The organism is Streptomyces griseicoloratus (assembly GCF_014534645.1).
GTDB lineage: Bacteria > Actinomycetota > Actinomycetes > Streptomycetales > Streptomycetaceae > Streptomyces > Streptomyces griseicoloratus.
This window is the reverse complement of sequence record NZ_JACVQF010000199.1, coordinates 157,843-183,638: the sequence shown is the minus strand read 5'-3', so window position 1 is coordinate 183,638 and position 25,796 is coordinate 157,843. Positions and strand designations below refer to the sequence as shown.

The 25,796-nt window shown below is 73.2% G+C and carries 23 protein-coding genes and 1 pseudogene; 9 read left to right on the top strand and 15 right to left on the bottom strand.

From position 1 onward, the window contains the following. Positions 1–5 precede the first annotated feature (5 nt). A complete protein-coding gene (locus H0H10_RS19890; RefSeq protein ID WP_188182355.1) occupies positions 6–1,781 on the top strand; it encodes a sodium/solute symporter in 1,776 nt (591 codons plus the stop codon). Then, a complete protein-coding gene (locus tag H0H10_RS19885) occupies positions 1,778–2,983 on the top strand; it encodes a sensor histidine kinase (RefSeq protein WP_188182354.1) in 1,206 nt (401 codons plus the stop codon). The genes H0H10_RS19890 and H0H10_RS19885 overlap by 4 nt, the downstream gene beginning before the upstream one ends. A gap of 9 nt (positions 2,984–2,992) precedes the next feature. Here H0H10_RS19885 and H0H10_RS40080 read toward each other — a convergent pair whose 3' ends face one another. The 6 genes from H0H10_RS40080 to H0H10_RS19855 form a co-directional block, all read right to left on the bottom strand. Continuing rightward, on the bottom strand, positions 2,993–3,163 hold the full coding sequence (locus H0H10_RS40080) for a hypothetical protein (RefSeq protein ID WP_223180127.1): 171 nt from the start codon (positions 3,161–3,163) through the stop codon (positions 2,993–2,995). 13 nt (positions 3,164–3,176) lie between these two features. After that, positions 3,177–5,312 carry a serine/threonine-protein kinase gene (locus H0H10_RS19875; RefSeq protein ID WP_188182352.1) on the bottom strand — a complete coding sequence of 712 codons (2,136 nt, stop codon included), beginning with the start codon at positions 5,310–5,312 and terminating at the stop codon, positions 3,177–3,179. Positions 5,313–5,380: 68 nt separating this feature from the next. Then, a complete protein-coding gene (locus H0H10_RS19870) occupies positions 5,381–6,331 on the bottom strand; it encodes a cytochrome c oxidase assembly protein (protein WP_188182351.1) in 951 nt (316 codons plus the stop codon). Between the two features lie 133 nt (positions 6,332–6,464). Then, positions 6,465–7,490, bottom strand: coding sequence for a 6-phosphofructokinase (locus H0H10_RS19865; RefSeq protein WP_188182350.1), 1,026 nt, complete (start codon positions 7,488–7,490; stop codon positions 6,465–6,467). 229 nt (positions 7,491–7,719) lie between these two features. Continuing rightward, positions 7,720–8,448, bottom strand: a complete 729-nt coding sequence (locus H0H10_RS19860) for a type 1 glutamine amidotransferase (protein WP_188182349.1) — start codon at positions 8,446–8,448, stop codon at positions 7,720–7,722. Between the two features lie 25 nt (positions 8,449–8,473). After that, positions 8,474–9,712 (bottom strand): MurT ligase domain-containing protein, encoded by a 1,239-nt coding sequence (locus tag H0H10_RS19855; protein WP_188182348.1) that lies wholly within the window; start codon positions 9,710–9,712, stop codon positions 8,474–8,476. Between the two features lie 179 nt (positions 9,713–9,891). On the opposite strand from H0H10_RS19855, the gene def reads away from it, so the two are divergent. Then, positions 9,892–10,431: a peptide deformylase gene (gene def, locus H0H10_RS19850; protein ID WP_188182347.1), complete on the top strand. Its 540-nt coding sequence runs from the start codon at positions 9,892–9,894 to the stop codon at positions 10,429–10,431. Between the two features lie 505 nt (positions 10,432–10,936). Here def and H0H10_RS19845 read toward each other — a convergent pair. Next, entirely contained in the window at positions 10,937–11,593 is a 657-nt protein-coding gene (locus H0H10_RS19845) for a TetR/AcrR family transcriptional regulator (protein WP_188182346.1), read from the bottom strand. Between the two features lie 169 nt (positions 11,594–11,762). Between H0H10_RS19845 and H0H10_RS19840 the strand changes: the two genes are divergently transcribed. Then, a complete protein-coding gene (locus H0H10_RS19840) occupies positions 11,763–12,989 on the top strand; it encodes an acyl-CoA dehydrogenase family protein (RefSeq protein ID WP_188182345.1) in 1,227 nt (408 codons plus the stop codon). Between the two features lie 74 nt (positions 12,990–13,063). On the opposite strand, the gene H0H10_RS19835 is transcribed toward H0H10_RS19840, so the two are convergent. The 3 genes and pseudogenes from H0H10_RS19835 to H0H10_RS19825 form a co-directional block, all read right to left on the bottom strand. Then, positions 13,064–13,585: a cupin domain-containing protein gene (locus H0H10_RS19835; protein ID WP_188182344.1), complete on the bottom strand. Its 522-nt coding sequence runs from the start codon at positions 13,583–13,585 to the stop codon at positions 13,064–13,066. A 7-nt stretch (positions 13,586–13,592) separates the two neighbouring features. Further along, the gene (locus tag H0H10_RS19830; RefSeq protein WP_223180163.1) at positions 13,593–14,747 is read right to left on the bottom strand and encodes a cytochrome P450; all 1,155 of its coding nucleotides are present in this window, start codon (positions 14,745–14,747) and stop codon (positions 13,593–13,595) included. A gap of 211 nt (positions 14,748–14,958) precedes the next feature. Continuing rightward, positions 14,959–16,032 (bottom strand): annotated as a pseudogene (locus H0H10_RS19825) (type III polyketide synthase); the annotation flags it as partial. Between the two features lie 196 nt (positions 16,033–16,228). On the opposite strand from H0H10_RS19825, the gene H0H10_RS19820 reads away from it, so the two are divergent. Then, positions 16,229–16,906 (top strand): thiaminase II/PqqC family protein, encoded by a 678-nt coding sequence (locus H0H10_RS19820; RefSeq protein ID WP_188182342.1) that lies wholly within the window; start codon positions 16,229–16,231, stop codon positions 16,904–16,906. On the opposite strand, the gene H0H10_RS19815 is transcribed toward H0H10_RS19820, so the two are convergent. The 5 genes from H0H10_RS19815 to H0H10_RS19795 all read right to left on the bottom strand — a co-directional run bounded on the left by H0H10_RS19815 (position 16,894) and on the right by H0H10_RS19795 (position 21,720). Further along, positions 16,894–17,130 carry a DUF6213 family protein gene (locus tag H0H10_RS19815; RefSeq protein WP_188182341.1) on the bottom strand — a complete coding sequence of 79 codons (237 nt, stop codon included), beginning with the start codon at positions 17,128–17,130 and terminating at the stop codon, positions 16,894–16,896. The two genes, H0H10_RS19820 and H0H10_RS19815, sit on opposite strands and share 13 nt — an antisense overlap. Positions 17,131–17,156: 26 nt before the next feature. Next, on the bottom strand, positions 17,157–18,542 hold the full coding sequence (locus H0H10_RS19810) for an NADP-dependent succinic semialdehyde dehydrogenase (protein WP_188182340.1): 1,386 nt from the start codon (positions 18,540–18,542) through the stop codon (positions 17,157–17,159). 77 nt (positions 18,543–18,619) lie between these two features. Next, on the bottom strand, positions 18,620–19,078 hold the full coding sequence (locus H0H10_RS19805; RefSeq protein WP_188182339.1) for an NUDIX hydrolase: 459 nt from the start codon (positions 19,076–19,078) through the stop codon (positions 18,620–18,622). Then, positions 19,075–20,613, bottom strand: coding sequence for an ATP-dependent DNA ligase (locus H0H10_RS19800; protein ID WP_188182338.1), 1,539 nt, complete (start codon positions 20,611–20,613; stop codon positions 19,075–19,077). The genes H0H10_RS19805 and H0H10_RS19800 overlap by 4 nt, the downstream gene beginning before the upstream one ends. 159 nt (positions 20,614–20,772) lie before the next feature. Next, the gene (locus H0H10_RS19795; protein WP_188182337.1) at positions 20,773–21,720 is read right to left on the bottom strand and encodes an NAD(P)/FAD-dependent oxidoreductase; all 948 of its coding nucleotides are present in this window, start codon (positions 21,718–21,720) and stop codon (positions 20,773–20,775) included. 77 nt (positions 21,721–21,797) lie between these two features. Between H0H10_RS19795 and H0H10_RS19790 the strand changes: the two genes are divergently transcribed. The 4 genes from H0H10_RS19790 to H0H10_RS19775 all read left to right on the top strand — a co-directional run bounded on the left by H0H10_RS19790 (position 21,798) and on the right by H0H10_RS19775 (position 25,713). After that, positions 21,798–22,370 carry a helix-turn-helix domain-containing protein gene (locus tag H0H10_RS19790; RefSeq protein WP_188182336.1) on the top strand — a complete coding sequence of 191 codons (573 nt, stop codon included), beginning with the start codon at positions 21,798–21,800 and terminating at the stop codon, positions 22,368–22,370. 90 nt (positions 22,371–22,460) lie between these two features. After that, complete coding sequence (locus tag H0H10_RS19785; RefSeq protein ID WP_188182335.1) at positions 22,461–23,432, top strand: NADPH:quinone oxidoreductase family protein; 972 nt, start codon at positions 22,461–22,463, stop codon at positions 23,430–23,432. Then, positions 23,429–24,610 carry an acyl-CoA dehydrogenase family protein gene (locus H0H10_RS19780; protein ID WP_188182334.1) on the top strand — a complete coding sequence of 394 codons (1,182 nt, stop codon included), beginning with the start codon at positions 23,429–23,431 and terminating at the stop codon, positions 24,608–24,610. Before H0H10_RS19785 ends, H0H10_RS19780 begins: the two co-directional genes overlap by 4 nt. Further along, positions 24,607–25,713, top strand: coding sequence for an acyl-CoA dehydrogenase family protein (locus tag H0H10_RS19775; RefSeq protein WP_223180125.1), 1,107 nt, complete (start codon positions 24,607–24,609; stop codon positions 25,711–25,713). The genes H0H10_RS19780 and H0H10_RS19775 overlap by 4 nt, the downstream gene beginning before the upstream one ends. Positions 25,714–25,796 lie beyond the last annotated feature (83 nt).

The following is a 25,796-nucleotide window of genomic DNA, read 5'->3' as shown; positions in this document are numbered from 1 at the left end:
GACCCGTGAACTCCAGCTACGCCGTGCCCGCCGTCGCCCTCGTCGTCGTCGCGACCGTCCTCGTCGGCGCCTTCGGCCTGCGCATCTCCCGCACCACCTCCGACTTCTACGTCGCCTCCCGCACCGTCGGCCCCCGCCTCAACGCCGCCGCCATCAGCGGGGAGTACCTCTCCGCCGCGTCCTTCCTCGGCATCGCCGGCCTGGTCCTCGTCCAGGGCCCGGACATGCTCTGGTACCCGGTCGGCTACACCGCCGGCTACCTCGTCCTCCTCCTCTTCGTCGCCGCCCCGCTGCGCCGCTCCGGCGCCTACACACTGCCCGACTTCGCCGAGGCACGGCTCGCCTCCCAGGCGGTACGGCGGCTCGCGGGCGCCTTCGTCGTCGGGGTCGGCTGGCTGTACCTGCTGCCCCAGCTCCAGGGCGCGGGACTGACCCTGACCGTGCTGACCGGGGCGCCCGACTGGCTGGGCGGACTGATCGTCGCCGTCGTGGTCACCGCCACCGTCGCCGCCGGCGGCATGCGCAGCATCACCTTCGTGCAGGCCTTCCAGTACTGGCTGAAGCTCACCGCCCTGCTCGTCCCCGCCCTCTTCCTGATCCTGGCCTGGCAGGGCGACGGAGCACCGAGCCGCGCCTTCCAGGAACCGGCGACCTTCCGCGAGCAGCGGTCGGTCCTCGTCGACGACGGCCTCGCCCTGAAGCTCGACCGGCCGCTGACCGTCACGGTCGACGGCACCGTCGACGGCCGCGCCCACGACGGCACCCGGCTGAGCCTGCCCGCCGGCACGCACCGCATCGAGGCCGGCACCCGCCTCACGTTCGCCAAGGACACCCCGGTCCCGGCCGCCGGACGCGGCGCCGACGACGCCCTGTCGCCCTCCCGGGCCGAGAGCCGCACCGAACGCCCGCTGTACGCGACCTACGGGCTGATCCTCGCCACCTTCCTCGGCACCATGGGCCTGCCGCACGTCGTGGTCCGCTTCTACACCAGCCCGCACGGCGTCGCCGCCCGCCGCACCACGGTCGCCGTGCTCGGCCTGATCGGCGCCTTCTACCTGCTGCCGCCCGTCTACGGCGCCCTCGGCCGCCTGTACGCCCCCGAACTCACCCTCACCGGCGACGCCGACGCCGCCGTGCTGCTGCTGCCCGACCGGGTGATCGGGGGAGTGGGCGGCGACCTGCTCGGCGCGCTGATCGCGGGCGGCGCCTTCGCCGCGTTCCTGTCCACGGCGTCCGGGCTCACCATGGCCGTGGCGGGCGTCCTCACCCAGGACGTCCTGCCGTCCCGCGCCGTACGGCACTTCCGGCTCGGCACCCTGCTCGCCATGTCCGTACCCCTCGCGGCGAGCGCCCTGGTCGGCGGGCTGCCGGTCGCCGACGCCGTCGGCCTCGCCTTCGCCGTGTCCGCCTCCTCCTTCTGCCCGCTGCTCGTCCTCGGCATCTGGTGGCGGCGGCTGACCCCGCCCGGCGCGGCGGCCGGGATGCTGGTCGGCGGCGGCTCGGCGCTGCTCGCCGTCGCCGCGACCATGGCGGGCTTCCCGGGTGGCGGCGGGGCGCTGCACGCGCTGCTGGCCTGGCCCGCGCTCTGGTCGGTGCCGCTGGGCTTCCTCACCATGATCCTGGTCTCCCTGGCCACTCCGGGCCGGGTGCCGGCCGGCACCGCCGCGGTCCTGGCCCGCTTCCATCTGCCGGAGGAACTGCGCACGGAGGAACTGCGCGCCGACGAGTTGCGCACGGACGGTGTGCGCACGGACGGCGTGCGCACGGAGGTGACCCCATGAGCGGCTTCCTGGCCGGCCTGTGCGTCGCGGTGCTCCCGCTGCTCGCCGCCGGCTTCTGGCTCGGGCGGCGCACGGCCCGGCCCCGGGACCTCGGCGGACTCGGCACCCCGGTCGAGCACGCCACCTTTCAGACCCTGCACACCGCTTCCCTCGCCACGCCCCCGCTCAGGGCCGGCCTGACGGAGGAGACCGCCCGCAAGTCGGCCCGCAAACTGCGTTCCCTGCTCGGCACGGACGCGCTGTGCCTGGCCGACCACAAGGAGGTCCTGGTCTGGGACGGTGTGGGCGCCCACCACCGCGCCGAGATCATGGAGCGCCTGTCCGGCCCGCTGGAGACCGGCCGCGGCGAGGCGTTCCGGCTCAGCTGCGACACCCCCGACTGCGCGGTGCGCTGGGCGGTCGTCGCCCCGCTCACCGTCGACGACCGGGTGCACGGCGCCCTCGTCGCCTGCGCGCCCCGCGAGTCGGCCGTCCTGGTCCGGGCCGCCGGAGAGGTCGCCCGCTGGGTGTCGGTCCAGCTCGAACTGGCCGACCTCGACCAGTCCCGCACCCGGCTGATCGAGGCCGAGATCAAGGCGCTCAGGGCCCAGATATCCCCGCACTTCATCTTCAACTCGCTCGCGGTGATCGCCTCCTTCGTGCGCACCGACCCCGAGCGCGCCCGCGAGCTGCTGCTGGAGTTCGCCGACTTCACCCGCTACTCGTTCCGCCGGCACGGCGACTTCACCACCCTCGCCGACGAGCTGCACGCCATCGACCACTACCTGGCGCTCGTCCGGGCCCGCTTCGGCGACCGTCTCGCCGTCACCCTCCAGGTCGCCCCCGAGGTGCTGCCGGTCGCCCTGCCCTTCCTCTGCCTCCAGCCGCTCGTCGAGAACGCCGTCAAGCACGGACTGGAGGGCAAGTCCGACAAGTGCCACATCCAGATCACCGCGCAGGACGCGGGCGCCGAGGCGCTGGTCGTCATCGAGGACGACGGCGCCGGCATGGACCCGGACCTGCTGCGCCGCATCCTCGCGCGCGAGATCAGCCCGTCCGGCGGCATCGGACTGTCCAACGTCGACGACCGGCTCCGCCAGGTCTACGGCGACGACCACGGCCTCGTCATCGAGACGGCCGTCGGCGCGGGCATGAAGATCACGGTGCGACTGCCGAAGTACCAGCCGGGCGTGCACTCGGCCGGACTGCTCGGCCGTGAGTGAGCGTCCGCGTCAGCTGCTGCGCGTGGCCACCATCCCCAGGGTGATCAGGCCCAGGACGACCCAGCCGAACCACAGCCAGCCGTTGCTGCCGAGCGCCACCGTGTAGGCCGTCACCGCGACCAGGCCGCCGATGGTGAGCGCTCCCATCGTCTTCGTGGAACTGTCCGTGGAACCGGGCATCGCGACACCCTCCTCATGGTCCGTTGCCCTCCATGGTGCCCCCGTTCTGCCTCCGCACGGTGCAGACGACGAGATGTGTGCCGGTTTTCCAGGCACTTTCGCCGATCCGGGACCCGGACTCGTGGAGGGAGGGGTCGAAGCCGTAGTCGCGCGGCGGCACGTCCCGCGCGCACGCCCGGTCCGCCGCGGTCCGCGCCCCGGCGTACGTCACGTCGGAGGCCACGCGGGTGAAACCGAGCACCTGCTCGTCGTACCGGCCCGCGCAGGACACCAGCCGGACGTCCCCGGCGGAGCGGACGTCCAGGCAGTCCCGCCGCTGCATGTTCGCCGTGTCCGAGAACACCGACCCCGGCGTGCGGTGCCGGCCGAGCGGACCGTGCACCGGCCCGTGGGCGCCCAGCAGCAGGCAGGCGGCGCGGCGCCCGGCGGCGTCGAAACCGTCCCCGGTCGGTACGACGGCGATGCTGCGCACATCGGCCAGCCGGGCCCGGACCTCCCGCGTCCGCTCCTCGCACAGCGCCGGGCCCAGCTCGCGGGCCTCCTCGGCGGAGGACGCCGCCACGAACGCCATCACCTGACCGTCGGGCGCCCTGCCGCGGCAGCCCGGGTCGGCGGTGAGCCGGGGCGTCCCCGCGAACCGGGTGCCGCCGGGCCAGTGGGCACGCACGCAGTCCCCGTCCCGCAGCGGCGCCTCCAGCCCCACGGTGTCGCCGTACGGCGCCCCCGTCCCCTGCGGCGCCCGGTCGGCGAGCGCGTACCAGACACCACCGAGGGCGAGCACCAGCCCGAGAGCGCCGGCGAGCCCGGCCCGCAGCGCCCGCAGCCGCGGCCGGCGGTGCCCGGCGGGCGGGGGAGGAGTGGCGGGGGTTGCTGAGGCCCTCGGACCGGATGCCCCCGGACCGGATGCCCCCGGACCGGATGCCGCCGGACTGGGGCCTCGGGGACGGGAGCCGCTGGGGTCGGGGGCGTGCGGCTCCCGGGAGTGCGGAGGGTGGACAGGCGGAACCGAGACACGCGGATCGCGGGAACATGGATCCCGGAGATCCGCGAGGTCCGGACCGGCGCCCGCGCTGCCCGGCGGCGCGGACGTGGACTCTGTGCCGAAGGCCCCGGCCCCGGGCCGGGCGGGAAGCGGCCCGGCCCCGGCCTCGGCGCCGGCCGGACCGGAAACCGGCTCCGTGCCGTGCGGACCGGGCGCGGGCGGGCTCGGTGTGGCCCAGGGCGGCTGGGACCCCGGGTCGGTCCGCGTCCGGGCGTATGTCTCGGTCTGGGGCGTGATGATCCACGCCAGCTCCGCCGCCGCCTCGGCCGCCGTCATCCGCAGGTCCGGGTCCTTGGCGAGGAGGCCGTCCAGCAGGGGCCGCAGCGCACCGGCCCGGCGCGGCGGACGCGGCTCCTCCGTCACCACCGCGGTGATCTCCGCGAGGTGCGACTCCCGCTCGAAGGGCCCTCGGCCCTCGACGCCGTGGTACAGCGTGCAGCCCAGCGAGAACAGGTCGGCCGCCGGAGTGGGCGGCCCGCCCCTGGCCCGCTCGGGCGCCAGATATCCCGCCGTGCCCAGCAGCGCCGACGCGTGCGTGTACCGCGTCTCACCGGTGTCCGGCCGCACGGAGATGCCGTAGTCGGTGAGCAGGATCCGGCCGTACGGCGCACCGGCGCGGTCCGGCGCCAGCAGGATGTTCGCCGGCTTCACGTCCCGGTGCAGCACACCCCGCTCGTGCCCGGCGGTCAGCGCGTCGAGCACGGCGAGCCCGATCCGGGCGCCCTCGGCCGGGGACAGCGGACCGCGCCGGGCCACCAGGTCGCGCAGGTCCACGGCGTTCGCCACGTACTCCATGACGATCCACGGCAGGCCCTCGTGCTCCAGGACGTCGTGGACGGTCACCACGTGCGGATGGTCGCGCAGCCCGGCCGCGTGCCGGGCCTCCGCGCGGGCGCGGGCGACCCGCGCCTCACGCTCCCGGCCTGCCTCGGCCGGGTCGCGGAAGACGATCTCCTTGAGCGCGACCTCGCAGGCCAGTCGCTGATCATGGGCGTGCCACACATGGCCCATCCCGCCGCTGCCCACCCGGCGCAGCAGCAGATAGCGGCCGGCGATGACCCGGCCCACCCCCGACGGCGAAGATCCTGGCGACGCGTGACGTGACATACCGCTCCCCCCGGGCGGTTCCCCCGACGCGCCTCATGCTACTGAACGGCGCCGCGCGGCGTGGTCGCTCAGTTACCGCGTGCGTTCAGTGAGGCCAGATAGGCGTTGTACGCCTCGAGTTCCTTGTCACCGTTGCGCGCGGCGGCCCGGTCCGTGCGCCGGGCGTGCCGCTGCTCGGAGGCGTACCACTGGAACAGCAGCGCGATCAGCACCAGTACGGACGGGACCTCGCTGAAGGCCCAGGCGATGCCGCCGGCCGCGTTCTGGTCGGAGAGCGCGTCGATGCCGAGGGAGGCGGGAGGGTTCTTGAAGGTCTCGACCATGGGGGAGGAGGCCATCATCAGCGCGATGCCGAAGAACGCGTGGAACGGCATGCCCGCGAACAGCTCCAGCATTCGCATCAGGTGGCCCGGCCGGTGGGGGCCGGGGTCGACGCCCATGATCGGCCAGAAGAAGACCAGGCCGACGGCGAGGAAGTGCACCATCATCCCGATGTGCCCGGCCCTGGAGCCCATCAGGGTGTCGAAGAGCGGGGTGAAGTACAGCGCGTACAGGCTCGCGATGAACAGCGGGATGGTGAACGCCGGGTGCGTGACGACCCGGATGTAGCGGCTGTGCAGCAGCATCAGCAGCACCTCGCGCGGACCCCTGCGGTCGCGGCCCGCCGTCGGCAGGGCGCGCAGCGCCAGGGTGATCGGGGCGCCGAGCAGGATCAGGATGGGCGACACCATGCTGATCACCATGTGCTGCACCATGTGCACGCTGAACATGACCATGCCGTAGTCGTTCAGCTTCGTGCACATCATCAGCCCGACGCTCAGCACGCCGGCGACGTACGCGACGGTCCGGCCCACCGGCCACTTGTCACCGCGCCGCACCAGGCGGACGACCCCCCAGCCGTACAGCGCCAAGCCGAGGAGACAGGCGATGAGGAAGAAGGAGTCCGCCGACCACGCGAGACCTCGCCCCAGCGTGAACGGCGGCAGATCCGTCGTCATGCCGTGCCCGCTGTGATCCATCCGCCGGCTCCTGTTTCGTGGGGGTTGAGCACTGTGTGTCCGCAGCTGTCTGCCGACATCTGTTTGTCCGCACCAGAGTAGAACCGCCCCCGGTCGCGGCTGCGACCGGGGGCGGTTTGACGTCGGCTGTGGCCTACAGCACGCACTCCGCCTCGTCGTACCGCTCCCGCGGCACGGTCTTCAGCGTCTCCACGGCTTCGGCCAGCGGCACCGTCACGATGTCGGTGCCCCGCAGGGCGGTCATCTTCCCGAACTCGCCCCGGTGCACCGCCTCGACGGCGTGCCAGCCGAACCGGGTGGCCAGCACCCGGTCGTACGCCGTCGGCGTGCCGCCGCGCTGGACGTGTCCGAGTATCACCGGCCGGGCCTCCTTGCCCAGGCGCCGCTCCAGCTCCAGCGAGAGCTGGCGGGCGATGCCGGCGAAGCGCTCGTGGCCGTAGATGTCCTTGCCGCCCTCGTCGAAGTCCATGGTGCCCGGCCGGGGCTTGGCCCCCTCGGCGGCCACCACGATCGCGAACCGCTTGCCCGCCGAGAAGCGCTCACCGACCTTGGCGGTCAGCTCCTCGATGTCGAAGGGGCGTTCCGGCACGACGACGGCGTGCGCGCCAGCCGCCATGCCCGAGTGCAGTGCGATCCAGCCGGTGTGACGGCCCATGACCTCCACGATCAGCACGCGCTGGTGGGACTCGGCGGTGGTCTTCAGCCGGTCCAGGGCCTCGGTGGCGACGGTGACGGCCGTGTCGAAGCCGAAGGTGACGTCCGTGACCGCTATGTCGTTGTCGATGGTCTTCGGCACGCCCACGATCGGCAGGCCGTTGTCGGACAGCAGCCGGGCGGCCTTCAGCGTGCCCTCGCCGCCGATGGGGATGATCGCGTCCAGCCCGAGATCCTCGACATGGCCCCGTGCCCGCTCCACACCGTCCCGCAGATGCTCGGGACGGACCCGGGAGGAGCCGAGGATGGTGCCGCCGCGCGCCAGGATGCCGCCGACCGCGTCGAGGTCGAGCTTGAGGTAGTCGCACTCCAGGAGGCCCTTCCAGCCGTCCCTGAAGCCGATGACCTCGTCGCCGTGGTCGACGACCGCACGGTGCACGACGGACCGGATGACGGCGTTCAGGCCGGGGCAGTCGCCGCCGGACGTGAGGACACCAATGCGCATAGCCCGAAATACCTTCTCAACATGGGCACGGGGACCGGACCGCGCTGTCCGGCTCGATCCCCGCCACCCTAGCGGCATCGGGGGGCGGGACCGAACAGCGCGTCCGCCTGCTGGACGTGCCCGCTCACCTGTGCGGACGAGCCATCAGACGGGCCGCACCGACCCGCCCGGCGACCCTCCCGGCGGCCTGTCCGGCGGCCCGGCGGCGCGGGCTGCCGGGCGGCTGTGGCTACGCGGGCTGCTGCGCGGCCGCGATGCGCTCGTTGCGCAGCGCCTCGTACCACCGGTCGTCGGTCGGCGGCAGCGCGTTCACGTCGAGGGCCAGCTTCAGCAGCAGGTCGGCGATGAGCGGGTTGCGCGCGAGCACGGGGCCGTGCATGTACGTGCCGAAGACCGTGTCGTTGTACGCGCCCTCCGTGCCGTCGCCCGTGCCGTTGCCGTTGCCGAAACGGACCTGGGCGAACGGGCGGGCGGTGGGGCCCAGGTGGGTGACGCCCTGGTGGTTCTCGAAACCGGTCAGAGGGGGCAGGCCCAGGCGCGGGTCGATGTCGCCGAGGACGTCGCCGACGCACCGTGCGCCCTCGCCGCGCACCGAGACCACGTCGAGCAGGCCGAGGCCCGGCTCGCGCTGGCCGAGGTCGTTGATGAACTCGTGGCCGAGGATCTGGTACCCGGCGCAGACGGAGAAGACGATCGCGCCGTTCTCCACCGCCCGGTGCAGACCGCCGTCGCGGCGCAGCCGCTCGGCCGCGAGCCGCTGCGGCCGGTCCTCGCCGCCGCCGATGAGGTAGATGTCGCCGGAGGTCGGGATCGGCTGGTCGCTGCGCACGTCGAGCCGGGCCACGTCGAGGCCGCGCTGCCGGGCCCGCCGCTCCACGACGAGCGCGTTGCCCTGGTCGCCGTACGTGCTGAGCAGGTCCGGGTAGATCCAGACGATCCGCAGCTGGTTGTCGCTCACTTCAAGTCCCCTACTGGTCTCGTGGTCAGTTGCCGACCCGGCGGCGCAGGTCCTGGAAGGCGGTGTAGTTCGCGATGACCTCGATCCGGCCCGGCGGGCACAGCTGCACGGCCTGGTCGAGGTTCTCGCACACCTGGAACTGCTGGTTGGCGACCTCCAGCCGGACCGCGAGGTCCAGCTTCCGGTCGCCGATGACGCAGATCGGGTGGCCGGTGAGGCGGGTGTAGTCGACGTCCCACAGCCAGGAGGTGTCGGTGCCGTCGGCGCCGCGGGCGTTCACCGACAGGATGACCGGGGCCGGCGGCGGGTCGATCAGGGAGAAGGTCTCCAGCCAGCCTGCGGGGTTCTTGGCGAGCAGCAGCCGCAGGTCGCGGCCCTGGAACTGCACGACGTCGTAGCGGCCGGCGACCGCCTGCACCTGGTACATGCGCTCCAGGGCGACCTGCGGCGGCACCCCGAAGACGGCGGCGACGGCGGCCGAGGAGGCGGCGTTGGCCTTGTTGGCGCGGCCCGGCAGCTGGAGGTGGATCGGCCAGGCGGAGCCGTGCGGGTCGAGGACGTGGTCGCCGGACAGGGCCCAGCTCGGCGTGGGCCGGCGGAAGCCGCACTCCCCGCAGAACCAGTCGTCGCCGGGGCGCTGCATCACACCGCCGCAGGCGGGGCAGGACCAGGCGTCGTCCTTCCACATCTGACCGGCGGCGACCCAGATCACGTTGGGGGAGGAGGACGCGGCCCACACCACCAGCGGGTCGTCGGCGTTGGCGACGACCACGGCCTTCGAACCGGTCAGTCCCTCGCGCCAGTTCTCGGCGAGCATGCGGGTCTCGGCGGCCCGGTCGAGCTGGTCGCGCGAGAGGTTGAGCAGCGCGATGCACTTCGGCTCGGTGGCCTGGGCGACGCCGACGAGGTACTTCTCGTCGACCTCGATGACCCCGTACCGGGCGTCCGAGCCGCCCGCGAGGGCGGAGGTGATGCCGGCCGGCATGTTGGCGCCGAGCGCGTTGGACACGACCGGCCCGGCCGCCCTGAGGGCCTCGGCGATGAGCCGGGTGGTGGTGGTCTTGCCGTTGGTCGCCGAGACCAGGACCACGTCCAGGTTCTGGGCGAGCCTGGCGAGCAGGTCGGGGTCGAGTTTCAGCGCGACCCGGCCGCCGATCACCGAACCGCTGCCGCGCCCTGCGGCGCGCGATGCCGCCGCGACCGCCTTGCCCGCGGTCACGGCCAGCTTGGCCCGCGGCGTGAGCGGGTCCGAGTTGCCTGCCATCAGTTCTCGATCCTCCTTGCGTACGCGCCGCGCCTGAAGCCTGTGAAGCCTGACGGCCACGTGGTGTGGACCTCAGCCTATCGAGATCCATTCGCACTCCCGAATCGCGGCCACCCGCCGCACGGTCCCCGAGGTGGGCGCGGACCGGCCGGGGACACAGGGACCTTACTCTTGCCGCCATGCGACAAGGCTCCATCCCGGGCGCCCACGGGCGCGTACGGCCCCTCACTCTCCTCGGCGACCCCGTCCTGCACGCGCCCTGCGCGGAGGTCACCGACTTCGGTCCGGAACTCGCGGCGCTCGTGGAGGACTTGTTCGCGACCATGTACGCCGCCCGGGGCGTGGGCCTGGCCGCCAACCAGATCGGCGAGCCGGTGCGGGTCTTCGTGTACGACTGCCCGGACGACGATGACGTGCGTCACCTCGGCCATGTGGTGAACCCGCGGCTCGTCACGGCCGACGGGGTGGTGGTGCGCGGGCCGGAGGGCTGTCTGTCGCTGCCGGGACTGGAGGCCGGGACCGAGCGGCACGACCACGCCGTCGTGGAGGGCTTCACGGTGACCGGGGAGCCGGTCACCGTCCATGGGACGGGGTTCTTCGCCCGGTGCCTGCAGCACGAGTGCGACCACCTTGAGGGGCGCGTGTACGCCGACCGCCTCACGGGCTGGCGCAGGCGCAGGGTGCTGCGGCAGGCCGCCAGGGCGTCCTGGAGCCGTTAGCCCGCGGTCCGGCGGATCACGCACCGCGGCCGAGTCCGACCGGCGGCCGGCCCCTCACGGCCGACCGCACCGGCTCCGCACCGTGGCCGCCGCCGACGCGGGTCGGCACCGTGGCCGCCGCCGACCCCCACTCACCGGCGACCGTCGTCCGCCGCCGGCTTTCTGTGTCGGTCGTCCGCCGCCCGTTTCCTGCGTCGGTTGTCCGCCGCTGGATGCCTGTGTCGGGTGTCCGTTGCGGGTCTTCTGCGTTGGTTGTCCGTTGCGGCTTTCTGCGTCGGTTGTCCGCTGCCGGTTCTCTGCGTCGGTTGTCCGCCGCTGGATGCCTGTGTCGGGTGTCCGTTGCGGGTCTTCTGCGCTGGTTGTCCGTTGCGGCCTTCTGTGTCGGTCGTCCGCCGACGGATTCCGGCGCCGATCCTTCGCCACCCGTTTCCTGCGGGCCGGGCCGGTCCGCCGGGCGGGACCCGGCTGTCGGGACCGGCAGCCGGGACGGCCGGTTGTCGGGGCGTCAGAAGCCGGGGCCGCCGAGCCGGTCCCCGGCCGCCGCCAGCCGTCCCCACAGAAGGTCGGCCAGGCTGCGCACCAGGTCCGCCCGGCTGCACGGCCGTTCGCCCAGCCACCAGTCACCGGCGGCGTGCATCATGCCGACGATCCCGTGGCCCCATACCCGGGCCAGCTGCTGGGTGCCCGGACCGAGGTCCAGGCGCTCCTCGATGACCTTGCCCAGTTCCTCGCCCATGCGGCGCAGCAGGGGTGCGGAGTGCTTGCCGACGTCGAAGCCCTGCTCGCCCTGGTCGCCGGGCGCGGCACTGCCTTCCGCCGGATGCATCAGGAAGCGGTACACCTGCGGGCGGGCCTCGATGGCCGCCAGATACGTGTCCAGGGTGGACTCGACGCGCTCCCGCCGCTCCGCCGGGGCGTCCAGGGCGGCGCGCAGCGAATCGAGGAGGGCGTCCGTGTGCCGCTGGGCGAGGGCGGCGTACAGGCCGCCCTTGTCGCCGAAGTGCCGGTAGAGGATCGGCTTGGTGATGCCCGCCTCGGCGGCGATGGCGTTCATCGAGGCCTGGGGGCCGTCGCGCAGCACCACCCGGTCGGCGGCCTCCAGCAGCTCCCGCCGTCGGCGGTCGGCGGACCGCTGCTGATCGGTCCGCTGCGTGGTGTCCATGTGCTCTCCCCACCCGTGCTGTTTCGGTGACGCCTGCGCAAAGTAACACTGAGCGGGCCCCGGACATCGAACGGGATGCCGACGGGTCGTCGGGAGTTGACTTTTCCTACCCGCCGGTAACAGACTCGGGTTACCGCAAGTAACATGCACGTGCGCCGCTGGAGGGGACATGGCCGAGTTCACCATGGAGCTCAACGACGAACAGAAGGAGGTCCGGGACTGGCTGCACGGTTTCGCCGCCGACGTCATCCGTCCCGCGGCCGCCGAATGGGACGAGCGTGAGGAGACTCCCTGGCCGGTCATCCAGGAGGCCGCGAAGGTCGGCATCTACTCCCTCGACTTCTACGCACAGCAGTACTTCGACTCCACCGGTCTCGGCATCCCCATGGTGATGGAGGAGCTGTTCTGGGGCGACGCCGGCATCGCCCTGTCGATCGTCGGCACCGGCCTCGCCGCCGTCGGCGTCCTCGCCAACGGCACCGAGGAGCAGATCGGCACCTGGATCCCCCAGATGTACGGCGACGCCAACGATGTCAAGGTCGCCGCCTTCTGCTCCTCCGAGCCCGACGCCGGCTCCGACGTGGCCTCCATGCGCACCCGCGCGGTGTACGACGAGGCCAAGGACGAGTGGGTGATCAACGGCACCAAGACCTGGGCGACCAACGGCGGGATCGCCAACGTCCATGTCGTCGTCGCCGTCGTCGACCCCGAGCTGGGCTCCAAGGGCCACGCCTCCTTCATCGTCCCGCCGAACACGCCGGGACTGTCCCAGGGCCAGAAGTTCAAGAAGCACGGCATCCGCGCCTCGCACACCGCCGAGGTCGTCCTCGACAACGTGCGCGTGCCCGGCTCCTGCCTGCTCGGCGGCAAGGAGAAGCTGGACGAGCGCCTGGCCCGTGCCCGGGAGAGGGCCAGGAAGGGCGGCGAGCGCGTGAAGAACGCGGCGATGGCCACGTTCGAGGCCAGCCGCCCCGCCGTCGGCGCCATGGCGGTCGGCACCGCCCGGGCCGCGTACGAGGTCGCCCTCGACTACGCCAAGACCCGCGAGCAGTTCGGCCGCCCGATCATCGACAACCAGGGCGTCGCCTTCCAGCTCGCCGACATGCGCACCCAGATCGACGCCGCCCGCCTGCTGGTGTGGCGCGCCTCCTGGATGGCGATCAACGGCAAGCCGTTCACCGCGGCCGAGGGCTCGATGTCGAAGCTGTTCGCCAGCGAGACCGCCAAGAAGGTCACCGCCCAGGCCATCCAGATCCTCGGCGGCAACGGCTACACCCGCGAGTACCCGGTGGAGCGCATGCACCGCGACGCCGCCATCTACACCATCTTCGAGGGCACCAGCGAGATCCAGCGCCTGGTGATCGCCCGCACCCTGTCGGGAATGCCGATCCGCTAGCGCCGCGGCCCCGTCGCGCACACGACGGCGGGGCCGCACCTCGATGCGGCCCCGCGCGCCGGGGACGGACGCCCTCACCCGTGTTTCAACGGGGTGAGCTGCTCGATGTCGTAGCGCTTCCTCAGCGCCTCGATCGCCTCGTGGTCGGGCGGGCCCCCCTCGCCCAGAATCTCCAGCAACTCCTCGAAGTAGCGCTCGTGGTCCGGGGGCGGGGACGCCTGGAAGAACATCTTGGCGGGGCTGTCCGTGGGGTTCGCGAACGCGTGCGGGCAGCCGGGCGGTACGACGATGACCGTGCCCGGGGTGGCGCGCACCACCCGCTTGCCCGAACTCGACTCCCACTTCTGCCAGTTGTCGGGGGTGCGGACCCGCGGCTCGAAGGCGAGCACGTCCAGCTCGCCCTCGAGCACGTAGAACAGCTCCTCGCTGCGGGTGTGCACATGGGCGCCGACGTCGAAGCCCGGCGGCACGACCACCTCGAAGGTGGACGCCATGCGCGAGTGCGAACCCGTCACCTTGAAGGTCACGTGCTGGGCCGGCGCCTGCACCACCCGGCCGTGACCGGGCGGCACCAGGAGCCCCTCCGTCGTCGTCATCGGCCGCTCACCACGTGACGGGCAGGGCCTCGGGCCCGCGGATCAGCGCACCCTTCCTGAAGGGCACCTCCTCGGGCGGTACGGCGAGCCTCATGCCGGGCACGCGGTCCAGGAGCGCGTCGACGAGCAGCTCCGACTCCAGCCGGGCGAGCATGCCGCCCGGACAGTAGTGCGGGCCGAAGCCGAAGGACACGTGCGGGTTGGGGCTGCGGGTGAGGTCGATCGTGTCCGGGTCCGCGAAGACCTCCGGGTCGCGGTTGGCGGCCACGTACGACACGTAGACCGCGTCGCCCGCCCGGATCCGCACCCCGTGGAGCTCCACGTCCTCCAGAGCGATCCGGGACAGCCCGACCGCGTTGCGATGGGGAATCCACCGCAGCAGCTCGTCGATGGCCCGGGGCCGCAGCTCCGGCTCGGAGCGCAGCCGTTCGGCGAGTTCCGGGCGGGTCAGCAGGACGTAGAACATCTGCCCGCTGTTGTTGGTGACCGCCTCGCCGCCGATCTGCAGCAGCACCGCGAGACCCACGGCCTCCTGCAGCGACACCTCTCCCCGGCCGACGGCGGCACCCAGCAGTGAGGTGACGTCCTCGTCCCGGCTGTCCTCCAGCGAGCCGATGAGATCCGCGAAGTACGCGTTCATCTCCCGCTTGGCCCGCTCGCTGACGTCGGCGCCGTGCGAGGAGGACAGGATCAGCTGGGTCCAGGTGTGCATGCTGTGCCGGTCGGCCGCCGGGACCCCCATCAGCTCGCAGATCACCGCGATCGGGAAGGGGCTCAGTACCGCCTCCGTCAGGTCGGCGGGCGGCCCCTCCTTCAGCATGGCGTCGACGAGTTCGCCCAGCATGCCGCGGGCCCGCTCACGCACCCGCTCCACGCCCCGGGCGGTGAAGGCGGCGGCCACCGAGCGGCGCAGCCTGGTGTGGTCCGGCGGGTCGAGGAAGCCCACGGCGCCGCGCTCCGGGATGAAGTGCGGGGCGAGCCGGGTGACCTGCCGGTCCATGACGGGCTCGCGGGCGAACCGGGGGTCGTTGGTGACCAGGCGCACGTCGTCGTAGCGGGTCACGAGCCAGGCCCAGCCCTCGCCGTTGGGCAGGCTGATGCGGGTCACCGGACCCTCCCGCATCAGCTCGGTCAGCACCGGGTCGAAGTCCGTGCCCGCCAGGTCGGCGACGGGCCAGTCCCGGACGGGCGGCGCGCTGTCCGCGCCGGTCCCGACGGGCGGCGGGCTCTGCCCGGTCGTCTCGACCGGCGGTGAGCCCCGCCCGGTCGTCTCATCGGGCGGTGCGGTCCCTTCGATCGTCTCGACGGGCGGTGCGGTCCGCTCGATCGTCTCGACGGGCGGTGCCGTCTGCTCGATCGTCTCCTCGAGCACGTCACCCCACCCCCTGCATGTCGTCCGCGGTCTGCCAGCGGCCCAGGGTCATCTCCGCGGTGATGCCCGGCCCGAATCCGGCCAGCAGCCCGCGCGCCCGGTCGGTGGCGCCGCCGTCGTCGAAGAACCGGCGCAGCGCGTCGAGGACGACCGCGCTCGCGATGTTGCCGTACTCGGTGAGCGTGGCCCGGCTGAACCGGAAGGCGTGCGGATCGACCTGGAGGAAGGTGCTCAGGTCGTCGAGGATCCGCGGCCCGCCCGCGTGCACCACGTAGAAGTCCAGGTCGGACGCGTCCCAGCCATGGGTGTCGGCCAGGTCCTTGAGTGCCGGGGCGAGCGGCTCCATGGTGGCCGGCACCCGCTTGTCCAGCAGGAAGTGGAAGCCGGTCGCCTTCACGTCGTACATGATCCACTCCTCCGTCTTCGGGATCAGGTACGAGCCGTTGCGCTCCAGCCGGACGCCGGTGCCGCCCTGGCCGCGGACGACCGCGGCCGCGATGCCGTCGCCGAACAGTCCGTTGCAGAGGAGGGAGCCGACACCGAGGTCGGTGGGCTGGTAGCACAGCGAGCAGAACTCGCAGGCCACGATCAGCGCGTTGGCCTCGGGGTAGGCCGTGCAGAAGTCGTGGGCCCGGTTGATCGCCGCGCCGCCGGCCGCGCAGCCCAGCTGGGCTATCGGTATCTGCCTCGTGGTGCTGTTGAAGCCCATCTCGTTGATCAGCCACGCGGTGAGCGAGGGCATCATGAAGCCCGTGCACGACACGTAGATGATGACGTCGATGTCGGTGGGAAGGACTTCCGCGTCGTCGAGGGCGCGCGCTATCACCGCGGGCACCCGGGCCTTCGCCTCGGCCTCGTAGATGTTGTTGCGCTCCTCGAAGCCGGGGTGCTTCAGGGTCTCCTCGATGGGCTGGACGATGCGCCGGGTGCGCACGCCCGTGTTCTCGATCAGCCGGAGGGCCAGCGACAGTTGAGGGTGGCCCGCGTGGCGCTCCCGCGCCAGCTCCAGCGTCTCCTCCATCGTGATCACGTGCTCTGGGACGGACACCGAGGGTCTGCACAAAGTCGCCATGAACCGTGCCTGCTTTCGCCTCCCGGAAGGCCCTGCGCCCCCCGGTCAGATAGTGGTGCGCCTCTCGGACGAGGGGAGCACCTCTAGGGGTGTCCACCCACAATCACCCATCAGGGCGGCGATCTCTCGCGGGACTACTCCATTTCGGGGACTCTGGCAGAGGGGAGCACGACCGCACAGCGGGACTAAGGAGGCCTCCATGGCCCGCACGGCCAGGCAACTGCTGGAGACGACCACCGGGAAACTCGCCCCGGATCCCGGTGCCAACCGACTGGTGCCGCTGGTGGCGCGCGGCGCGGCCGGCCGGGACACGCTCGCGGCGCTCGCGCTGGAGCAGCGGTGGGTGATCGCCGCCGACCGCCGGTCGTTCCTGTACCTGGCGGACCGCGCCGCCGAAGAGCCGGAGACCGCCGCCTGGTTCACCGCGCTCGCCGAGGGCGAGAACCTGGCCGGACAGCGGCTGGAGGCGTTCGCCGCGGCGTGCGGCGTGAACGAGCAGCGGACGGTGGCGTACGAGCCGCTGCCGGGCTGCCAGGCCTATCCGGCGTACGTCGCCTGGCTCGCGCTGAACGGCTCACCGTCCGAGGTGGTGCTCGCCCTGCACGCCAACTTCTCGGCCTGGGGCGGCTACTGCGCGACGATCGCGGCCGCTCTGCGCCGGCACTACGGCTTCACCGACGAGGCCTGCGCGTTCTTCGACTTCTTCGCCGAGCCCGACCCGGCACTGGAGCGGACGGCGACGGCCGCGGTGCAGGCGGCTCTGGACGCCGGGCGGCTGAGCGAGGACCTCGTGCGCCGCTACGGGCGGCTGCTGCGGAGCTACGAGGCGATGTTCTGGCACACGCTGTGGGAGCGGGAGGTGGGTCAGGAGGACTGACCGCTGCTGTGGGCGATGCACGCCACGTCGATCCGGTCGGCCAGCTTGGCGAGCTCGATGGTGAGGGCCGCGACGGTGTCCTCGTCCAGGCTCTCCTCGCCGGTCTCCACCAGGCGCAGCCACCGTCCGCCCACCGTGCGCAGCAGTTTGCTCACGTCGGCCGCGGCCACCTGCAGGGTGCCGCGGTCGTCGACGATCAGGGGCAGGGTCACTTCGCGGGTCACAAAAGGGGATCGTAGCCGCGGAAGCCTCACGCCCCGTGCCATACGGTGGTGATGTTGCAGAACTCGCGGATTCCGTGCCCGGACAGCTCACGCCCGTAGCCCGACCGCTTGACCCCGCCGAACGGGAAGGCCGGGTGCGAGGCCGTCATCCCGTTCACGTAGACGCTGCCCGCCTCCAGGTCCTGTACGAAGCGGTCCACGTCGGCGTCGTCACGGGTCCAGACGTTGGAACTGAGACCGAAGTCGGTGTCGTTGGCGATCAGTACCGCCTCGTCCAGGTCGTCCGCGCGGTACACCGTGGCCACCGGGCCGAACGCCTCCTCCCGGTGGATGCGCATCTCCCGGGTGATGCCGGTCAGCACGGTCGGCGGGTAGTACCAGCCAGGACCCTCGGGCCGCTCGCCCCCGCACAGCACGGTCGCGCCGCCGCGCACCGCGTCGTCGACCAGCTCCACCAGGTCGTCGCGGCCCCGCTCGCTGGAGAGCGGGCCGACCTCCGTCTCCTCGTCCAGGGGATCGCCGACCTTCAGCGCCCTCATGCCCTCGGTGAACCGCTGGACGAAGGCGTCGTACACGTCCGCGTGGACGATGAACCGCTTGGCGGCGATGCACGACTGACCGGTGTTCTGCGTGCGCGCGTTCACCGCGACCTGCGCGGCCCGGTCGAGGTCGGCCGACGGCATGACGACGAACGGGTCGCTGCCGCCCAGCTCCAGCACCGTCTTCTTGACCATCTCCCCGGCGGTGGAGGCCACCGCGCGGCCGGCCGGCTCGCTGCCGGTGAGGGTGGCCGCCCGCACACGCTCGTCGCGCAGGACGTCGTCCACGGCCGCGGAGCCGATCAGCAGCGTCTGGAAGCAGCCCTCCGGGAAGCCCGCCCGGTGGAACAGGTCCTCCAGGTACAGGGCGGTCTGCGGCACGTTCGAGGCGTGCTTGAGCAGGCCGACGTTGCCCGCCATCAGCGCGGGCGCGGCGAACCGGATCACCTGCCACAGCGGGAAGTTCCACGGCATCACCGCGAGCACCGGGCCGAGCGGCCGGTAGCGCACCAGGGCCCGGGAGGCGCCGGAGTCCTTCACGTCGGCCTCGGCGGGCTCCTCGTCGGCCAGCAGCCCGGCCGCGTGGTCGGCGTACCAGCGCATCGCCTTCGCGCACTTCGCGGCCTCGGCGCGGGCCTGCTTGACCGGCTTGCCCATCTCCGTGGTGATGACCTTGCCGATCTCCTCCCGGTCCTCCTCCAGCAGACCGGCCGCCCGGTGCATGAGCCGGGCCCGCTCCTCGAACGACGTCGTCCGGTAGGTGCGGAAGGTCGCCTCGGCGAGCTGGAGCCGGCGCTCGATCTCCTCGTCGCCCATGGCCTCGTACGTCCGGAGCGTCTCGCCGGTCGCCGGGTTCACCGTCGCGATGGGCATGGCTGGCCTCCCTGGGAGCGGACTCGTGTTTCGACCTTGGCGTGCGTCGGGGGGTGCCGCAACGCGGACGGGCCCCCTCAGTGCGAGTGCTCCGCCAACCGGTCGAGAAACGCCGCCTGCGCCTTCACGATCACCTCGCGCGCCCGGGCCGGCGTGAACCACGCCACCCGGTCCAGCTCCGGGAACTCCGCGATCCGCCCCGACCGCGGCGGCCACTCCATGCGGAAGGTGCCGGGGACGATCGTCGCCGGGTCGAGGTCGGCCTCGACCGCCCACACCGTGACGGTCTTGCCGCCCGCCTGGCGGACCTCGCCCAGCGGGATGGCCTCGCCGTCGGGCGGCGGCAGCCCCAGCTCCTCCTCGAACTCGCGGCGGGCCGCGTCCCAGGCGGACTCGGCCGGGTCGTACTCGCCCTTCGGGATCGTCCAGGAGCCGGCCTCGCGCCGGGCGTGGAAGGGGCCGCCCATGTGGCCGAGGAGCACCTGGACGCCGTCGCCGGCGGGCCGGAACAGCAGCAGGCCCGCGCTGCGCCTCACGGGGCCACCCCCGGGTGGGCGGCGAGCAGCGTCTCCACCGTGTCCGCCTCCTCCGGGCGCTTGTCCTCGCGGTAGCGGACCACGCGGGCGAAGCGCAGGGTGACGCCGGCCGGGTAGCGGGTGGACCGCTGGAGGCCGTCGTAGGCGATCTCCACGACGAGTTCGGGGCGTACGGTCACGCCCCAGCCGTGCTCCTCGACGGCCAGCTTCCCGAGGCGCTCGGTCTGCCAGGCCAGCATCGCGTCGGTCATGCCCTTGAAGGTCTTGCCGAGCATGGCGAAGGAGCCGTCCTCGGTGCGGGCGCCCAGGTGCAGGTTGGACAGCTTGCCGGTGCGGCGGCCGTGCCCCCACTCGGCGGCCAGGACGACCAGGTCCAGGGTGTGCACGGGCTTGACCTTCAGCCAGGACGCGCCGCGCCGGCCCGCGCTGTAGGCGGCGTCGAGGGCCTTGACGACGACGCCCTCGTGGCCCCGCTCCAGCGTCTTGGCCAGGAACTCCTCGGCCGTCCCGGTGTCCTCGGGCCCCGACACCAGCGCGCGGCGCACCCGCATCGGCTCCGGGACCAGCCGGGCCAGCTCCGCGTGCCGCTCGGTCAGCGGCAGGTCGAGCAGGTCGCGGCCGTCGACCAGGAGCGCGTCGAAGAACACGGGGGAGACGGGGACCGCCCGCGCCGCCGTGGCCACGTCGACCCGGGAGCCGACGCGGCCGGCGGTCTCCTGGAAGGAGCGGGGGCGGCCGTCCGCGTCGAAGGAGATGACCTCGCCGTCCAGGATGAACCGCCCGCCCGGCAGCCCCCGCGCGGCGGAGGTGACCTCCGGCAGGCGGTCGGTGATGTCGTCGAGGGTGCGGGTGTGGACGCGTACGGTGTCGCCGTCGCGGTGCACCTGGACGCGGATGCCGTCCAGCTTCTCCTCCACCGCCGACGGGCCCAGCCTGCCGATCGCCTCGGCCACCGAGGACGCGCTGTGCGCCAGCATCGGCAGCACCGGGCGGCCGACGGTGAGCCGGAAGCGGTCCAGGGCGCCGGGCCCGTCGGCGAGCAGTGCCCCGGCCACCGTCTGCAGGGACCCCGCGAGCATCACCGCTCTGCGTACGTCCGCCGGGGGCGCCCCGGTCGCCTCGGCCAGTCCCTCGACGGCGACCGCGTCCAGGGCGCCCTGCCGGACCTCGCCCGTGAGCAGCCCGACCAGGAAGCGCTGCTCGTCCTCGGTGGCCGCGCCCATCAACTCCCCGACCAGCGCCGTGCGCTCGGCCTGCGAACCGGGCCCGGACACCGAGCCGAGGCGGGTGAGCCGGGCGTCCACCTCGCGCACGGTGAGGGCCGGCTCGGCGGCCGGGGCGACACGGCGGCCCAGCACCTTCCAGCCGACGCCGATCCGGCCCTGCGGCAACCGCCCCGCCAGGTACGGGATGACGACCGGCACGTCCTCCGGCTCCGCCTCCCGGAACAGCTCCGCGAGCAGCGCGATCTTCCGGGACCGCGCCGAGGCGGCGCCGACCTCACGGGACACCTGTGCCAGCCGGGCAAGCAGCATGCAGCCATGGTGCACCGCCCGCGGCGGACCCACACCCGCGCAGGGCGGCCACGCACCCACGCGACCGCGTGCACCGGCGCGCCGACCCGGCAGTCCGTGCCCTCGGGCCCAGGCGTGCCTTCGGCCCCGGGCGTGCCCGCCGCCGCGGGACCTGTGCCTCTACTCCTCCAGGCCGGCGTCCAGGTCCGACATGATCAGGTCGCCCACGATCGCCGATGCCGCGCGGTAGCCGCCGCTCGCCGCGTGGACGACCTGCTCGGCGAAGCCCAGCGCGTTGCCCGCGGTCCACAGGCCGGGGACGGTCGTCCGGCCCGTCGGGTCCACCACGGGATAGGCCCCGAAGGGGGTCTCCTGCAGTTCGGCGCCCAGCCGTTCCATCAGGCCGGTCTGCGGGACGGCGCGCGGGGCGACGAACAGCACCGAGCGCTCGTGCGTGGAACCGTCGGCCAGCCGGACCCCGGTGAGCCGGTCGTCGTCGACCCGCAGGCCGGCGACCTCGCCCGGGACCACCTTGACCCCGGCGGCGGCGAGCCGACGCAGGTCCTGGTCGGTCAGTTCCTCCTCGGCGACCGTGTGCAGGAACAGGGTCACGTCGTCCGACCAGTTGGACACCATGAGCGCCTGGTGGACACTGAGCGGACTGGTGGCGAGGACGCCGAAGCGCTCGTCACGGACCTCCCAGCCGTGGCAGAAGGGGCAGTGCAGCACATCCCGGCCGAACCGCTCCGCGACCCCGGGGACCTCCGGCAACTCGTCCTTGAGCCCCGTGGCGACGATCAGCCGCCGCGCGTGCACGGTCCGCCCGCCGGCCAGCGCCACCGCGAAGTCCTCGCCCCGGCTCACGTCCACCGCCCGGTCCCGGACGAGCTCGACGCCGTACCGGGCGATCTCCTCCCGGCCGAGGGCCAGGAACTCGGCGGGCGGCATGCCGTCCCGCGTCAGGTACCCCTGCATGTGGTCCGACGGCGCGTTGCGCGGCTCGCCCGCGTCGACGACGAGGGTCCGCAGCCGCGCCCGGCCCAGGACGAGCGCGGCGGACAGTCCGGCCGCGCCGCCCCCGACGACGATCACTTCGTACTTCTCGGTCAGGTCGTTGTTCCGGGTCATGGTGACCACCTCCACGAAGAAGGTCGCCCGGACCTCACCGCATTGACAAACGCGTTTGCCGGTTCTGCAATAAGTTCATGACTGCAGACGATGTTCTCGCGGGTGTCGGACCGAGGCTCCGCCGCCTTCGCAAGGAGCGGGAGGTGACCCTCGCCTCGCTCTCGGAGGCGACCGGCATCTCGGTCAGCACCCTGTCGCGGCTGGAGTCGGGGCTGCGCAAGCCGAGCCTCGAACTGCTGCTGCCGATCGCCCAGGCCCACCAGGTGCCGCTGGACGAGCTGGTCGGCGCCCCGCCGGTCGGCGACCCCCGGGTGCGGGCCGAGCCGATCGTGCGGCACGGCCGCACCCACTGGCCGCTGACCCGCCAGCCGGGCGGGCTCCAGGCGTTCAAGGTGCTCGAACCGAAGCGGAAGCTGGAGCCGGACCCGCAGACCCACGAGGGCTACGAGTGGCTCTACGTCCTCTCCGGCAGGCTCCGGCTGGTGCTCGGCGAGCACGACGTGGTGCTGACCGCGGGGGAGGCCGCCGAGTTCGACACGCGGGTGCCGCACTGGTTCGGGTCGACGGGGGAGGGGCCGGCCGAGTTCATCAGCCTGTTCGGCCCGCAGGGCGAGCGGATGCACGTACGGGCGAGGCCGGCCCGGTCGTGACGTACGACTGTCCGCGCGCTGTTCCCTGATCGGCAAGCGACCGCTTAGTATGCGGTGGAGTCCGGTCCTACAGTCGCGTGGAGGCCCCGCATGCAGGCATGGCAGGTGCACGAGAACGGCGAGCCGAGCGAGGTGATGCGCCTCGAAGACGTGGCGCCGCCGGCACCCGGCGACGGCCAGGTCCTGCTGAAGGTCCGGGCCGCCAACGTCAACTTCCCGGACGCGCTGCTGTGCCGGGGTCAGTACCAGGTCAGGCCGCCGCTGCCGTTCACACCGGGCGTCGAGGTCTGCGGCGAGACCGAGGACGGGCGCCGCGTGATCGCCAACCCGGTGCTGCCGCACGGCGGCTTCGCCGAGTACGCCGTCGCGGACGCCGCGGCGCTGCTGCCCGCACCGGAGGCCCTGGACGACGCCGAGGCCGCCGCCCTGCACATCGGCTACCAGACGGGCTGGTTCGGCCTGCACCGCCGGGCGCGGCTGGAGGCCGGCGAGACCCTGCTCGTGCACGCCGCCGCGGGCGGAGTCGGCAGCGCGGCCGTGCAGCTCGGCAAGGCCGCGGGCGCCACCGTCATCGGCGTCGTCGGCGGCGCCGAGAAGGCCGCCGTCGCCCGCGAACTGGGCTGCGACGTCGTGATCGACCGGCGCGGCGAGGACGTCGTGGCCGCCGTCAAGGAGGCCACCGGCGGCCGGGGCGCCGACGTGATCTACGACCCCGTGGGCGGCACCGCCTACACCCAGTCGACGAAGGTCGTCGCCTTCGAGGGACGGATCGTCGTCGTCGGCTTCGCCAGCGGCACGATCCCCAGCCCCGCGCTGAACCACGCCCTGGTGAAGAACTACGCCGTCCTCGGCCTGCACTGGGGCCTGTACAACACCAAGAACCCCAAGCTGGTCCGGCACTGCCACGAGCAGCTCACCGAACTGGCCGCGCGGGGCGCGATCCGGCCACTGGTGAGCGAGCGGGTGCCGCTCGACGGAGCCGCGGGCGCCGTGCAGCGGGTCGCCGACGGCGTGACGACCGGCCGGGTGGCCGTCGTCCTGGAGAAGGGAGCCGCCGCATGACCGACACCGAGGAACTGCGCCGCCGCACCGCCGAGTTGCTGGCCGCGCACCCGCCCGCCGACACCGACCGACTCGACTTCCTCAGGGCCCGCTTCGACGCGGGACTCGCCTGGGTGCACTTCCCGGAGGGCCTCGGCGGACTCGGCGCCCCCCGGTCCCTCCAGCCGGTCGTGGACGCCGAACTGGCCGCCGCGGGCGCCCCCGACAACGACCCGCGCCGCATCGGCATCGGCCTCGGGATGGCCGCGCCGACGATCCTCCAGTACGGCACCGAGGAGCAGAAGCGGCGCTTCCTGCGCCCGCTGTGGACGGGCGAGGAGGTCTGGTGCCAGCTGTTCAGCGAGCCCGGCGCCGGCTCCGACCTGGCCGCGCTCGGCACCCGGGCCGTCCGCGAGGGCGAGGACTGGGTGGTCAACGGGCAGAAGGTGTGGACGTCCAGTGCCCACCTCGCCCGCTGGGCGATCCTCATCGCCCGCACGGACCCGGACGTGCCCAAGCACCGGGGCATCACCTACTTCGTCTGCGACATGACCGACCCCGGCGTCGAGGTCCGGCCGCTGCGGCAGATCACCGGCGAGGCCGAGTTCAACGAGGTGTTCCTCACCGGCGTCCGCATCCCCGACTCGCGCCGCCTCGGCGAGGTCGGCGACGGCTGGCGGGTCGCGCAGACCACGCTGAACAACGAGCGCGTCGCCATCGGCGGCGCCCGTCTGCCCCGCGAGGGCGGCATGATCGGCCCCGTCTCCAAGACCTGGCGCGAACGCCCCGAGCTGCGCACCCATGACCTGCACCAGCGACTGCTCAAGCTGTGGGTCGAGGCCGAGGTCGCCCGGCTGACCGGCGAGCGGCTGCGCCAGCAGCTCGTCGCAGGCCACCCCGGCCCCGAGGGCGCCGGCATGAAGCTGGCGTTCGCCCGCCTCAACCAGGAGATCAGCGGCCTGGAGGTCGAACTCCGGGGCGAAGAGGGGCTGCTGTACGACGACTGGACCATGCGCCGCCCGGAGCTGGTGGACTTCACCGGCCGCGACGCCGGGTACCGCTATCTGCGTTCCAAGGGCAACAGCATCGAGGGCGGGACCAGCGAGGTCCTGCTGAACATCGTCGCCGAGCGCGTCCTCGGCCTGCCCGCCGAGCCGCGCACCGACAAGGACGTCGCCTGGAAGGACCTCGCCCGATGAGCACGACGATCCCGATGAGCCCGAGCGCACAGCCCGGCCTGCTGTACTCGGAGGAGGAAGAGGCGCTGCGCGCCGCCGTCCGGGACCTGCTCACCGACCACTGCGACCCGGCGGGCGTGATCGCGCGCACCGAGTCCGACGCGCCCCACGACCGCGCCCTGTGGAAGTCCCTCACCGAGGGCATGGGCCTGGCCGGCCTGCTGGTCCCCGAGGAGTACGGCGGCCAGGGCGCCGGGCCCCGCGAGGCCGCCGTCGTGCTGGAGGAACTCGGCCGGGCGGTCGCGCCGGTGCCGTATCTCACGAGCGCGGTCGTCGCCACGGAGGCGCTGCTGGCCTGCGACGCCGGCGACCTGCTCGCCGAGCTGGCGTCCGGCCGGCGGATCGGCGCCCTCGGCGTCGGACTGCACCTCGCCCCGGGCGCCGCCTTCACCGCCGTACGGCTGGAAGGCGGCGCGCTGCACGGGGAGCTGACCGGCATCGCGGACGCGGCCGTCGCCGACGTGCTGCTCGTGCCCGCGGACGACGGCGGGCTGTACGCCGTGGACGCCGCCGACGCGACCGTCACCGCGCAGACCTCCCTCGACCTCACCCGGCCGGTCGCGACGGTCGCCCTCGACGGGGCGCCGGGGCGGCGGCTGGGCGACGCCGACACCGCCGTACGACGGGCCCTGCGGGCCGGGGCCGGGCTGCTCGCGTCGGAGCAACTCGGGCTCGCCGACTGGTCGCTGACCGAGACCGTGCGCTACCTGAAGGAGCGCAAGCAGTTCAACCGGCCCGTCGGCGGATTCCAGGCGCTCAAGCACCGGCTCGCCCAGCTCTGGCTGGAGGTCGTCCACCTGCGCGCCGCCGCCCGGAACGCCTCGGACGCCCTCGCCACCGGCCGGGACGCCGACGTGGCCGTCGCCGTCGCCCAGGCGTACGCGGCCGCCGTCGCCGTCCGTGCCGCCGAGGAGGCGCTGCAACTGCACGGCGGCATCGGCATGACCTGGGAGCACCCCGTCCACCTGTACCTGAAGCGGGCGAAGGCCGACTCCATCGCGTACGGCACGGCGGGCGCCCACCGCGCGGCACTGGCCGGCCTGGTGGAGCTGCCGGCTCCCTGACGCGCGTCCTTCCGGACAGGCCCGCCCGACTGCCGGGCGGGCCTTTCCGCGCGTGCGCCCGACTGCCGGGCGGGCTTGTCCGT